The sequence below is a fragment of the Mesorhizobium sp. M6A.T.Cr.TU.016.01.1.1 genome, assembly GCF_003952585.1.
Classification (GTDB): Bacteria; Pseudomonadota; Alphaproteobacteria; order Rhizobiales; family Rhizobiaceae; genus Mesorhizobium; species Mesorhizobium mediterraneum.
This window is the reverse complement of sequence record NZ_CP034452.1, coordinates 1,132,133-1,144,651: the sequence shown is the minus strand read 5'-3', so window position 1 is coordinate 1,144,651 and position 12,519 is coordinate 1,132,133. Positions and strand designations below refer to the sequence as shown.

Below are 12,519 nucleotides of genomic sequence, written 5' to 3'. Positions count from 1 at the left end.
AGTCATGCGCGCTCAGAATTCATGGGCGCTCGGAAATAATGGCCACTCAAAACAGAGAGCCTTGATTGCCAGGCTCCTTGGCTTTGGCGGCCGGCTTTGCAATTGTTTTCGGCCGTGCGGCACCGCTGGTCGCAACCGCATCGGCGGTTCCGTCGGCGAACTCCAGCGAAAGTGCCATGCCCGACGTCACTTCCGCCGCTTGCTTGATCACCGCACCGTCGGCGTCTTTCACCAAGGCAAAGCCCCGCGCCAGCACCGCCTTATGCGACAGCGTCGCCAGCAGCCGGTCGGCCTGGGTCAGTTTCCCGCGCAAGCGTTCGAGCCGCACCGAAATCATCCGGTCCTGTCGCCGCGACAGTGCCGCCAAGATATCTACCTGCAATTTCTGCCGCCTTGCGATCGGCGCGGGCGACAGCCGTGCGGCGGCGCGCGAAAACCGCGTTCGCCGCTCGCGCACGATGGCGAAGAACGCCGCTTGCGCGCGGGCGAGATCGCGGCCGGCCAATGTACGGGCCTCGTTCATGCGTCGCGACAGAGTGGCCGGCGTCAGCCGCTGTGCCTGAAGCCTGGCTCGCTTGCGTTGGACGCTGACGGACAGCGCCCGGCCAAGCCGGCTCGTCGCCTCGTCGAAGCGCCGGCGCGGCAGCGCCAGCAACTGGTCGGGCGAAGGCAGTGCACGGGCGGCGGCACGGACCGCCTGGCGCTTGCGTTCGAAATTGCGCGATACCGCGGTCTTGAGCCGCGCACCAAGGCCGGCAAGCGTCACTTCGAGGTCGGCGCGCACGGGCACGGCGATCTCGGCGGCACCCGTCGGTGTCGGCGCCCGCACATCCGCCGCCAGGTCGATCAGCGTCCAGTCCGTTTCATGGCCGACAGCGGAGATCACCGGAATACGCGAGGCGGCGACGGCACGAGCCAGCGCCTCGTCATTGAACCCCCAAAGATCCTCGAGGCTGCCGCCGCCGCGCGCCACGATCAACAGGTCGGGCTGCGGGATGACGCCATCGTGCGCCAGCGCGTTGAAGCCGTTGACGGCGGCGGTCACTTCCTTGGCCGTCGTCTCGCCCTGCACCCGCACCGGCCAGACGAGCACATGCAGCGGAAACCGGTCCTTGATGCGGTGGATGATGTCGCGAATGACGGAGCCTGTCGGCGAGGTGACGACGCCGATGACGCGCGGCATGAACGGCAGCAAGCGCTTGCGGCCGGCATCGAACAGGCCTTCGGCCTGCAGCCGGCGCTTGCGCTCTTCCAGCAGCGCCATCAGCGCCCCGGCGCCAGCCGGCTCCAGATTGTCGATGACGATCTGGTAGTTGGACTTTCCGGGATAGGTGGTGAGCTTGCCGGTGGCGATCACCTCCATGCCCTCTTCGGGGCGGAATTTCAGTCGACCCATCGTGCCCTTCCACACCACGGCGTCGAGCCGCGCGCGGTCGTCCTTCAGGCAGAAATAAGCATGACCGGAGGAATGCGGCCCGCGATAGCCGGATATTTCGCCACGCACCCGCACATTGCCGAAGACGTCCTCGACCGTGCGCTTCAGCGCGCCGGAAATCTCGCTCACCGTGTATTCGGTGGCGTTGGTGCGTGATTCGGATGCTGCGTCGCTCATTGGCCGATTGGGGGGCGGTTGTGCGTCCGCGTCAAGCCGTAGGTGCTCAGCGCCGACCCCCGGGTCCTTCACCAGCCCGGCAAGATCTGGTTCGGCTTGTTCCGCTTCATCTTCGAAAAGGCGAGTGCGGCGAAGTCGAAGGTTCCCGTCTCTTCGCCGAGCGGCACGGAAATATTATCGAGGCTTTCCGAAATGTGGCGGGCTAGCGCGTCGACGATCTCCGGCCGCGACGTCTGGCCGCGCATGATGCCTATGCGGCAATCGGGCAGGGCGCCGAACCCGTCGGCGTCGCCCAAAACTCGCATGCCGGGCCGCAGCGCACATTCCGGCAGCACCGAGATCGCCAGGCCGGAAAGCACCGCAGCTGTGATGACGGTGGCCGAGAAGCTGGTGAACAGGATGCGGTAGTCGCGGTTCTGCCGGTCGAGCACGTCGACAGCAGCCCGCCGCCAGATGCAGTTCGGCCGGCCGAAAGCCATCGGCAATGTGTCCTGCTCATGTGTCGCGTGGTTGGCCGAAGTGACCCACAGCAGCGGTTCGCGCCGCACCACTTCCGACTGGCCGTGCGCGTCATTGTGCGTCACCAGCGCCAGATCGAGATTGCCGCGCTTGATATGGTCGACCAGCCCGGGTGTTGGCTCGCAGATGACCGTCAGCTCGACACGTGGATTGGAACGGGCGAAGCGGGCCATGATCTCGGGCAGGAAGCGATCGGCATAGTCGTCCGGCGTGCCGATGCGGATCGTGCCTTCGAGCCGCCGGTCGTCGAAGGCGGCCAGCGTTTCCCGATTGAGGAACAGCAGCCGTCTTGCGTAGGAGAGCAGCCTGTCGCCATCTTCGGTCAGCCTGTTGGTGCGCCCGTCCTTTTCGAACAGCGGCTTGCCGATCCGTTCTTCCAGCCGGCGCATCTGCATGGACACCGCCGACTGCGTCCGATGCACCTCTTCCGCCGCGCGGGTAAAGCTGCCGGTGTCGACGATCGAGACGAAGGTCTGCAACTGATCGAGATCGAGTGGCGCTTTCATCGGTCCAATCCATCATTAGTGTTGATGCTAAAGATTAGAAACATTCGTTGGATTAATCAATCAAGCGGTGGCAGATTCAGCATTGTCCACATCAAGGCAGTGCATGTCGCCTAAGTGGTCACCGTTTTTGGGACGACGACGTGCATCTTCTACGTGGATCGGGACCGGAACGGCCGCTGTTGCCAGCGCCGATCGCCCCGTTTCGTCCGTTCAAATATGAAGGAGGCTGATATGGCTACGTTCGACTTCGCCACCGAGACTTCGCGCATCACGTCGCGTCCGGCTATTGCGACGCGCGCGGCCAATGCCATTTCCAACGTCTACCGCGCCTGGAAAAACCGCCGCGCTTTCTATCGCCTTGGCGAGATGTCGGACTCCGAACTCGCCGACATCGGCTTGACGCGCGCCGATCTCCACGTCGCCATCGAGGTACCGTTTGGCCGCGATCCGACCGAAAGGCTACGCGTCATCGCGACCGATCGCATGGACACGATCGAGGATCTTGCCCGCAAGGTGGCCTAAGGGGGCGCGCTGTAGGATTTCGCAGGCGCCCACTCCCTGCCGGTTCCCCGCCGGCCCGCCTGCACACTGCCCGGCCCTCTCGAGGGCTGGGCATTTTTCTTTTTGGGCGGCGCTGACCTGATGTTGGCCTACCGCCGATCCATGCCTCGCTTGAACTGATCGAAGATCGATTCCATGCCCTTCTGGTAATCGTCGCGCTGCTGCGCGCCTGTCTCGAACATCTTGCCGAACAAATCGTCGAACGGATTCTGTGGCCTGCCGCTTGGGCTGGCCTGCGGCTGCGGCGCCTGGCGCTGCTGGGGCGCCTGACGCGGCTGCGGCTGAGACTGCTGCGCGCCACCGCCGAACATATCCTGCAGTACCTTGCCGAGCGGATTGTCGCCGCCATAGGGATTGGGTGCCTGCTGCGGCTGGGTTTGCTGCGGCTGCTGCGTGCCGCCGCCAAACATATCCTGCAGCACCTTGCCAAGTGGATTGTCGCCACTGGGATTTTGCGTCTGCTGTGGCTGGCCTTGCGGCTGCTGTGCGCCGCCGCCGAACATGTCCTGCAGCACCTTGCCGAGCGGATTGTCGCCCATGGGGTTCTGTGTCTGCTGTGGCTGGCCTTGCGGCTGCTGACCACCGCCGCCGAATATGTCCTGCAGCACTTTGCCAAGCGGATTGTCGGCTGGGCCTGCAGGCTGCGGCGCCTGGCGCTGCTGTGGTGCCGGCGCCTGTGCGCCTCCACCGGCCTGCCGCATCATCTGCTCGATGATCTCGCCGAGCGGATTGCTGCCGCCGCCGAATCCGCCTGCTGCTTGCATCTGATTTGTGGTCTGCTTGAACAGGCCGCCCATCACCATCGAAGCCACCGCCGGCAGCATCTGCTGCAAAACCTGCTGGCTGACGCCGCTCGCCTGCGCAGCCTGGCTGGCAACGGCGCGGGACAGGTCCTTGGAGCCGAACAGATGCCCCAGAATGCCATTGCCTTCATCGACGCCCTGCGGCGAGAAAGCCCGGCTCGCGTCCTCGAAATACTTGGCGTGCTGGCCGCTGGCCATTGCCGTCATGAACGAGCCGAGCCCGTAAGGGTCGGACGTGTTGCGCTTCAGCCCCTGTGAAAAGGCCGGCAGCAGCGCCTCGACCGCCGATTGCGTTTGCTGCTGGGAAAGCCCGAACCGTTGGGCCAGGGCCTGCATGCCGTTGCCGTTCTGCGCCTGCGTCAGAATGTCGAACAAGGAAGGCATTGGCTTCTCCTCGAAAATCCGCGCCTGCAGAAACCTAGCCCCTTTCCCGCGTTTGTTGAAGGGGTACAGCGAGCGTGCGTGCTGCATCTCTTTGTCGAACTTCAAACATCCTGAATGAAGTTCTGACATCGGTATGCACGGATGCCTTGGAAGTAGTGGACTTGAGCTCCGGCGGCGCCCTCTGCGTCAGGAACAGTCCGAAATCACAGCCCCATGTCATTAGTTGGGTAACATGACCTTGAAGTGATAATTGCGTCTTGCTCCATATTCCGAAACGATGCGAGAACGAAAACGCGGGCAATCCGGTATTTGATCGAGCCGACCATGCATCATGATTACTTTGCCGAAAAGTCCTTCTCGCATGACTGGACATCTACGCATATCCCGAAATGGCAGCGCTTGTTCAAGGATATCAAGAAAAGAAATCTTGAAATACTTGAGATAGGCTCGTTCGAGGGTCTGTCGGCTGTGTTTTTCCTTTCGTTTTTCAAACGGTCGAAGATTTGCTGTGTCGACACATTCGCCGGGAGCAAGGAACACGTGACGAGCGGTTCTGAATATGAGGCGGATATGAGTTCCGTCGAATCAAGGTTCGACAAGAATCTCGCTCCCTTCGGAAGCAGGCTGGAGAAGCTCAAGGGGCTATCGATCGAAATCCTGCCGAAGCTTCGTCGTGAAGGCCGGACATTCGGGCTGGTCTATGTCGACGGCGACCACCACGCCGCCAGCAGCTTTGCCGATGCGTCGCTGGCCTGGCAGATTCTGGAAACGGGCGGCATCATGATTCTGGACGACTATGTCTGGATGCCGGATCGACCTGCCGCGGATCGGCCGCAGGCTGGCATCGATGCGTTCCTTGGGTCGATAGAAGGCCAGTTCGAGGAGCTGCGGCGAGGTTATCAGATCATTATTCGCAAGACGCCATCGCAAGCCCGCCTGGCCGGTTCGGATTTGTTCGGATCCCGGCCGCGGGAAATCATGACTGGCGGGGCCGTCGAATTGACCTTGGCAGGGCGTCTTCGTGCAGCTTTAAAATTCGGGAAACGCTAAGTCGCCTCCTCCTACACAAACCCTTAATACGCATACTCCATGAACACCGGCTCGATCGAGCCGCCCCAGCGCGTATGATAGGCGGAGAGCAGCTCTTCGGCGCTGGTGGTGCCGCGCGCGACGACTTCGTCCAGCGTGCTGAGGAACGAAGTTTCGTCGTAGCCATCGCGGTTCTTGCGGCCGCGGTTCTTCAGCCCCATGCGCGAGATGACGAGCACGTCGCGGGCGATCTCGCGCAGTGTCGTGTTGCGGAACGGCGCCGAAATGCCCTGTTCCGGCACGGCGTTGCGCATCGCCAGCACTTCTTCATAGCTCCAGCTCGAGGTCAGCGCCTCGGCCGCGTCGAGCGCCGCCGCATCGTAGAGCAGCCCGACCCAGAAGGCCGGCAGCGCGCAGATGCGCCGCCACGGTCCGCCATCGGCGCCGCGCATTTCAAGGAAACGCTTCAATCGCACGTCGGGAAACAGCGTCGACAGATGGTTCGCCCAATCGCCCATCGTCGGCAGCCCGTCGGGGATCTCGTTGCGGGCCGCGCCTGCCATGAACTGGCGGAAGGTGACGTGCGTCATGTCATGGTAGTGGCCGTCGCGGATGACGAAGTACATCGGCACGTCGAGCGCCCAATCGACATAGTCGGCGAAGCCGAAGTCGGGCGAGAAGCAGAATTCGAGCAGGCCCGAGCGCTGGTTGTCGGTGTCGCGCCAGATGTCGCCGCGCCAGCTCTGGAATCCGTTGGGCCGACCCTCGGTGAAGGGCGAGTTGGCGAACAGCGCCGTCGACAGCGGCTGCAGCTTCAGTGACACCTGCATCTTGCGGCGCATGTCGGCCTCGCTCTCGAAGTCGAGATTCACCTGGATGGTGCAGGTGCGGTACATCATGTCGAGGCCTTTGGTGCCGACCTTGGGCATGTAGCGCGTCATGATCTCGTAGCGCGATTTCGGCATTTTCGGCGTCTCGGCCAGCGACCATTTCGGGCTGCCGCCGAGGCCGAGGAAGCGGATGCCCATCGGTTCGGCGATCTCGCGCACCTGTGCCAGATGTGCATTGCCTTCGCGGCAGGTCTGGTGGATCGTCTCCAGCGGCGCGCCGGACAGCTCGAACTGGCCGCCGGGCTCCAGCGAGATCGCGCCCTGGCCGGTCGGCTCGACCAGGCCAATGATGCGACCGGCATCCATGATCGGATCCCAGCCGAGTTTCTCCTGCATGCCTTCGAGAATGGCGCGGATGCCGCGCTCGCCGCCATAGGGCACCGGCGCATTGCCGTCGACATAGAACGGGAATTTCTCGTGTTCGGTGCCGATGCGCCATTTGTCGCGCGGTTTGTTGCCTTCGGCCAGATGCTCGACAAGCTCGTCGACGCCTTCGATGGGCCGGAAATCGGTTGTGTCGCGCGCCATTACAAGTCCTCTGCAGCGGCCGGACGACCGCCGGCGCTAGATGGACGAAATGTCAGTAGACGATCAAGCGAAAAATCCTGAGCCACAGGGTAACTGGAATTGATCACCAATCCCCGACCGTCGCCTGTATCACCGCCAGTGCCGCCACTGCAGCCGTATCGGCGCGCAAGATGCGCGGACCGAGCGGGATGGCGGTTACGAAAGGCAGCGCCCTCAGCATCCTTCGTTCCTCGTCGGAAAACCCGCCTTCAGGCCCGACCAGCAGCCCGAATTTCTTCTCCCGCACCGCTTGCAGCGCGGGCAGAGGATTGTTGGTCGAGGCATCCTCATCGCAGAAGATCAACCGCCGCTCCTTGTCCCAGCCTGTCAGCAGGCGTTCGAACTTTTCCGCTTCGCGCACGTCCGGCACCGCCAGGATGCCGCATTGTTCGGCAGCCTCGACGACATTGGCGCGCAGGCGCTCGATGCCGGGCTTTGCCACTTGCGTGTGCTGGGTGATGACCGGCTGCAGGACGCCGGCGCCCATCTCGACCGCCTTCTGCACCAGATAATCGACCCGTCCCTGTTTCAATGGCGCAAAGCAATAGACGAGATCGGGCAGCGGCGGCTGCGGCCGCTGCAAGGTAAGCACCTTCAGGCGTACCGCCTTCTTGGATCTGGCGGCGATTGCCGCCGACCATTCGCCGTCACGGCCGTTGAACAACAGGATTTCGGCGCCCTCGCCGAGCCGCAGCACATGCATCAGGTAGTGGCCCTGCTGCGGGCTCGCCTCGAACTCGATATCCGGTCCGAGGTCGTCCGGCACGAACAGCCGCTGCATCTTGTAATTGGCGCGCATCGCCGAGGAATGGGCGAGCCGGCTCTTGGCGTCAAGTCTCGGCCGAGGGATGCCAAACCGGCTCGTAGCCTTGCCTCAGCACGGAAACGGTGGTTATCGGCGTGAGCAGGCGAATTGGACGGCCTGCAAAACCGCCGAACCCCACCGGTTCGCCATAGCCGGCGAACGACCAGCGCAATACCTCGCCGCCCCGTATCGCATAGGCGCTGCCGCCGTCCGCAACCATGGCGCCGTCCGGCAACCCGGCAAGGTCTTCTGCGGATACGACGGGTGCCCGCCCACCTGCGGCGAGCCGCTCCTTATGCAGCCGCTTGTCGACCTGCGGTGCGCGCGGCTCGGCAATGCCGAAGGATACGCCGAAGCGCTGGACAAAATCTCTGGCCCGCTCGCGCCGGCAGAAGAAGCAGGGCCGATGGCCGGCAGAGAGCGCGGTCACCTCGTCCAGGAAAAACAATTCGGTCCAGCCGGGTTTTCCCCCTGGCCTGTTGCGGCCCATCGGCTCGCGCCGCACATCGCGGAATTCGCAGACGCAGATGATCCAGGCATGCAGCGCCCAGCGCTTTTTCAGCAGTGTCTTCGTTTCGGGGTCATGGATGATGCCGCGGTTGCCCATGAACAGGCCGCGCTCCGGCACGGCATGGAGGACGCCGAACGGGTCTACGCGGTTCTGCAGTGGCATAGCTTTCTCCCCGGACACGCATCTTGGCTGGAATGATGACGGCATGATATCGCTCGTCGCATCATTTTCATGTCAGCAGGTTTTTCAATGCGGGTGCTGGTGGTCCAGAATTTCGACAATGAGGGCCTTGGCCAGATCGGCGCAGCTCTTGTCGAGGCGGGTGCCGACATCGATCTGCGCCGGCCCTATTGTGGCGAGACGCTGCCGCAGGACAGCGATGCGCACGACGCCATGGTCGTGCTCGGCGGCGCCCAGAATGCGTTGGACGACGAGATTTGCCCGTATTTTCCGGGGTTGCTCGACCTGACGCGCGATTTCGCCGACAAGGATCGCGCCGTTCTCGGTATCTGCCTTGGCAGCCAACTGGTCGCGCGCGCCTTTGGCGGCGAGAACCGGATCGGCGGCGCCTCGGAATTCGGCTGGCATAAGGTCTCGCTCACTCCGGCCGCCAAGGCCGATCCGGTGCTCGGCGCGCTACCCGAAAATTTCCCCATCTTCGAATGGCACGATGACACCTTTGCACTGCCTGAAAACGCTGTGCGGCTCGCCGGCAACGACGTCGCCGAGAACCAGGCGTTTCGCATCGGCCGCGCCGTCTATGGCTTTCAGTTCCATTTCGAGGCGGACCGGCCGATGGTCCGCGACTGGAGCAGGTCCTTTGCCCCGCTCATAGCCGAGCGGCATCCTGACTGGAGTGACCGGCTCGACGACGAAATGGCCCGCAACGGAGCGGATGCGGATGCCGCCGGGCTGGCCATCGCCCGCGCCTGGGTGGCGACGATCTGACGGCTTGTCAGGGCCGACGTTGCATATTTGGCACGCTGACAAAAATCCGCTGTGGACAGCTTGTTTCGTCCTTGGCTTGTGGCCGGCCGCCACCCTAGAAGGCACGCGCTCTGCATCTTCCGTGCAACCGCGATGAACCCTTTGTGTCACTCGCGCGACACATCGCCGATACAGAACATCCCTAGAAGCGCGAAATCGTATTTTCGTTTCAACCCATTGGTAACCCGCCTCGTGCACAGATGCAGAAAGCTCAACAAGAGATGACGTCCGTGAAAGCAGCGCTTCTGTCCTTTGCCATGTTGTCGGCCATCGTGTTGTGCGGCCTCGGCACTTATTCCGGCGACGCAGCCGCCAACCACAACGCCGTCGACGGCTACGGCGTCACCGCCGCGCTTCGCTAGCGCGTCCCACCCAGAAGCCTGCCTTTGGGCTTGACCCGAGGGTGCGCAGCGGTTTTGGGATAACGACATAAACAAACTAAGACTTGAAGCGCGACCCGCCTTAAGCCCTCTCACCTGACACCACCAGGATACGCTTGTCGGCGCCGTCCACGACGAGCGCGGTGAGGTTTCCCGTCTGGTAGGCGAGCGTGTCGATATTGACGCGGTTGATCATCACCTCGGCCTCCGGCACCGGTGTGTGGCCATGCACCACAATCTTCGGATGGAGGCCTGGATGGTTGTGGAAGATATCGCGGATCCAGATCAGGTCCTGCGTGGTCTGACTTTCCAGCGCAATGCCTGGCCGGATGCCGGCATGGCAAAAGAAGAAGTCGCCGAACGTCAGTGAAAACGGCAGCGACTGCAAGAAGTCGACATGGCTTTTCGGCACGGCCTCGACAAGTGCTGCATGGCCTTGCCGCAGTGCCGCCTCGGACCTGCCAAACCACGCGCCGCCGCCTTCATTGATCGCCACCCCGTAGGATTGCGCGGTCTGGATGCCGCCATAGCGCATGAAAAGTCCGTCTGCGTCGGGGGCATCGAGGAAGTCGAGGAAGCCGATGTCGTGGTTGCCCGCGAGCATCAGGTGACGCGGGTCGCGTTTTCGCGCTTCGATCAGGAAATCAAGGACCCCCTTGGAGTCCGGGCCGCGGTCGACATAGTCGCCGAGATAGATGACACGCCAGTCGGCTGGTCGCGCCTGGATGATCTCGGCCGCAATCCGGCGGTACATGGCGACCAGCAGATCGAACCGGCCATGCACATCGCCGACCGCATAAAGGCGCATGCCTTCCGGTCCGCGCGCGTCGAGAAAGTGGATGCCGGGGGCGGTCAATGCTTCCATCTCCGTGATCATGCCGTCACGGGAGTCTAACGCCGAAGCTGATCCTTGCCCATGTCGGTTACCAGACGCTTTCCGCACAGCGCCAGCGTTATGTCCATCTCCTTGCGGATAATTTCCAAGGCTTTTGTAACCCCATCCTTGCCGAGCGCGCCCAGGCCGTAAAGGAAAGGCCGGCCGATATAGGTGCCCTTGGCGCCGAGGCACAGCGCTTTCAGCACATCCTGGCCCGAGCGGATGCCGCCATCCATATGGACCTCGATCGTGTCGCCGACCGCGTCGGCGATCTCTTCCAGCACTCCGATCGATGACGACGCACCGTCGAGCTGGCGTCCGCCATGATTGGAGACGATGATCGCGTCGGCGCCCGTCTTGGCTGCCATCAGCGCGTCTTCCTTGTCGAGGATGCCCTTCAGGATCAGCTTGCCGCCCCAGCGTTCCTTGATCCAGGCAACGTCCTTCCACGACAGATGCGGGTCGAACTGCTCCGTCGTCCATGACGACAGCGAGGTGAGGTCGCCGACGCCCTTGGCGTGACCGACGATGTTGCGGAAGGTCCGACGCTTGGTGCCCGCCATGCCAATGCACCAGCCCGGCCTGGTCGCCATCTGCCAGATGTGTTTCGGCGTGAAGCGCGGCGGCGCCGAAAGCCCGTTGCGGATATCCTTGTGGCGCTGGCCGAGGATCTGCAGGTCGAGCGTCAGCACCAGTGCCGAGCATTTCGCAGCCTTCGCCCTGTCGATGAGATCGAGGACGAAATCCTTGTCGCGCAGCACGTAGAGCTGGAACCAGAACGGCTTCTTGGTCACGGATGCGACATCCTCGATCGAGCAGATGCTCATCGTCGACAGCGTGAACGGCACTCCGAATTCCTCGGCCGCCTGCGCCGCCAGCATCTCGCCGTCGGGGTGCTGCATGCCGGTCATGCCGGTCGGCGCCAGCGCCACCGGCATCGCCACCTTCTCGCCGATCATGGTCGATTCCAGCGAGCGGTTGCTCATGTCGACCAGCACGCGCTGGCGGAATTTGATCTTTTGGAAATCCTCCTCGTTGGCCCGGTAGGTGCTTTCGGTCCATCCACCTGAATCGGCATAGTCGAAGAACATCTTCGGCACGCGGCGGCGCGCCAGGTCCTTGAGATCGGCGATGGTGAGGATCATGCTCATGGGCTTCCCGCTGGTTCTCGCTAATTCGTCGTTGTTGATTTTGTCTGCCCGGCGCTCACGTGCGTTTCCTTGCCGGCTCGCCGTCGCCGGCTTCGGAGCGCTGCATGAGCCTCAGCCGCGACACGCGCTGCCAGTCGCCGCTGCGCTCCGCCTGGGCCATGGCGCGTTCGACATGGGTGATGTGGTCCATCGCCGCCTGCCGTGCGGCCGCCGGATCGCCGGCCTTGACCGCCGCGTAGATCGCCCGGTGCTGCGAAAGCAGCGCCTCGCGCGCGCCCGGCACGTTGAACACCAAGAGCCGGTTCTGGAACACGCCCTCCGACAGCAGCCGGTAGCACGAGCGCAGCGTGTGCAGTAGGATGATGTTGTGCGCGCATTCGCAGATCGCGTGGTGGAACTCGACGTCGATTTCCGCCTCGTCGTCGAAGTTGCCGGTCCGGTGCGCCTCGTCCATGCGCGCCATGATGCGGTCGAGCAGCGCCAAGTCGTCGGCTGTGGCGCGCCGCGCCGCATACTCGGCCGCCACCGCCTCGATCTCACGACGGTATTCCAGATAGTCGGTCGCCGCCTTGCGGTGCATGGAGATCAGGTCAGTCACCGGCTTGGTGAACAATTGGCCGATGACGTCGGCGACATGGGTACCGCCGCCGGGCCGCGTCGTCAGCAAACCGCGTCCTTCCAGCGCCTTCAGCGCGTCGCGCAGGATCGGCCGCGACACCTCGAACTGGCGTGCCAGCTCGCGTTCGCCCGGCAGCCTGTCGCCGGTGCGCAGAACGCCTTCGAGGATCAGGCTCTCGATCTGCTGCACCACCTCGTCGGCGGTGCGGGAATGCTCGATCCTGGAGAAAATGTCGCTCAACGGGGATGCCTGGGGATTGAAGCGGTGTCGCAAGATAAAGCCAGCGTCGCCAACTGGTCAAATTATTTATCCAATTTT

At 63.2% G+C, this 12,519-nt stretch carries 13 protein-coding genes; 4 read left to right on the top strand and 9 right to left on the bottom strand.

Annotation, left to right across the window (positions count from 1 at the left end):
- Positions 1-46: 46 nt before the first annotated feature.
- Positions 47-1,612 (bottom strand): exodeoxyribonuclease VII large subunit, encoded by a 1,566-nt coding sequence (xseA, locus tag EJ075_RS05305; protein ID WP_126103637.1) that lies wholly within the window; start codon positions 1,610-1,612, stop codon positions 47-49.
- 68 nt (positions 1,613-1,680) lie between these two features.
- Positions 1,681-2,637: a LysR substrate-binding domain-containing protein gene (locus EJ075_RS05300; RefSeq protein WP_126103636.1), complete on the bottom strand. Its 957-nt coding sequence runs from the start codon at positions 2,635-2,637 to the stop codon at positions 1,681-1,683.
- A gap of 231 nt (positions 2,638-2,868) precedes the next feature.
- Between EJ075_RS05300 and EJ075_RS05295 the strand changes: the two genes are divergently transcribed.
- Positions 2,869-3,159 (top strand): DUF1127 domain-containing protein, encoded by a 291-nt coding sequence (locus tag EJ075_RS05295; RefSeq protein WP_126103635.1) that lies wholly within the window; start codon positions 2,869-2,871, stop codon positions 3,157-3,159.
- Between the two features lie 128 nt (positions 3,160-3,287).
- Here EJ075_RS05295 and EJ075_RS05290 read toward each other — a convergent pair whose 3' ends face one another.
- Positions 3,288-4,385, bottom strand: coding sequence for a DUF937 domain-containing protein (locus EJ075_RS05290; protein WP_126103634.1), 1,098 nt, complete (start codon positions 4,383-4,385; stop codon positions 3,288-3,290).
- Between the two features lie 309 nt (positions 4,386-4,694).
- On the opposite strand from EJ075_RS05290, the gene EJ075_RS05285 reads away from it, so the two are divergent.
- Positions 4,695-5,435 (top strand): class I SAM-dependent methyltransferase, encoded by a 741-nt coding sequence (locus tag EJ075_RS05285; RefSeq protein ID WP_126103633.1) that lies wholly within the window; start codon positions 4,695-4,697, stop codon positions 5,433-5,435.
- A gap of 23 nt (positions 5,436-5,458) precedes the next feature.
- Here EJ075_RS05285 and EJ075_RS05280 read toward each other — a convergent pair whose 3' ends face one another.
- The 3 genes from EJ075_RS05280 to EJ075_RS05270 all read right to left on the bottom strand — a co-directional run bounded on the left by EJ075_RS05280 (position 5,459) and on the right by EJ075_RS05270 (position 8,349).
- A complete protein-coding gene (locus EJ075_RS05280) occupies positions 5,459-6,832 on the bottom strand; it encodes a glutamate--cysteine ligase (protein WP_095483564.1) in 1,374 nt (457 codons plus the stop codon).
- A gap of 103 nt (positions 6,833-6,935) precedes the next feature.
- Positions 6,936-7,670: a 16S rRNA (uracil(1498)-N(3))-methyltransferase gene (locus tag EJ075_RS05275; RefSeq protein ID WP_126103632.1), complete on the bottom strand. Its 735-nt coding sequence runs from the start codon at positions 7,668-7,670 to the stop codon at positions 6,936-6,938.
- A gap of 31 nt (positions 7,671-7,701) precedes the next feature.
- On the bottom strand, positions 7,702-8,349 hold the full coding sequence (locus tag EJ075_RS05270; protein ID WP_126103631.1) for a hypothetical protein: 648 nt from the start codon (positions 8,347-8,349) through the stop codon (positions 7,702-7,704).
- Between the two features lie 87 nt (positions 8,350-8,436).
- On the opposite strand from EJ075_RS05270, the gene EJ075_RS05265 reads away from it, so the two are divergent.
- The gene (locus EJ075_RS05265) at positions 8,437-9,135 is read left to right on the top strand and encodes a type 1 glutamine amidotransferase (protein ID WP_126107243.1); all 699 of its coding nucleotides are present in this window, start codon (positions 8,437-8,439) and stop codon (positions 9,133-9,135) included.
- Positions 9,136-9,404: 269 nt separating this feature from the next.
- Positions 9,405-9,536, top strand: a complete 132-nt coding sequence (locus EJ075_RS33925) for a hypothetical protein (RefSeq protein ID WP_280953354.1) — start codon at positions 9,405-9,407, stop codon at positions 9,534-9,536.
- A gap of 100 nt (positions 9,537-9,636) precedes the next feature.
- Here the strand turns inward: EJ075_RS33925 and EJ075_RS05255 are convergent, their stop codons facing one another.
- From EJ075_RS05255 to EJ075_RS05245, 3 genes are read right to left on the bottom strand one after another with little or no spacing between them, the layout of a single operon-like run.
- The gene (locus EJ075_RS05255) at positions 9,637-10,410 is read right to left on the bottom strand and encodes a metallophosphoesterase family protein (RefSeq protein ID WP_126107242.1); all 774 of its coding nucleotides are present in this window, start codon (positions 10,408-10,410) and stop codon (positions 9,637-9,639) included.
- Between the two features lie 35 nt (positions 10,411-10,445).
- On the bottom strand, positions 10,446-11,582 hold the full coding sequence (locus EJ075_RS05250) for an alpha-hydroxy acid oxidase (protein ID WP_095483569.1): 1,137 nt from the start codon (positions 11,580-11,582) through the stop codon (positions 10,446-10,448).
- A gap of 55 nt (positions 11,583-11,637) precedes the next feature.
- A complete protein-coding gene (locus tag EJ075_RS05245) occupies positions 11,638-12,441 on the bottom strand; it encodes an FCD domain-containing protein (protein WP_126103630.1) in 804 nt (267 codons plus the stop codon).
- Between the last annotated feature and the right edge of the window lie 78 nt (positions 12,442-12,519).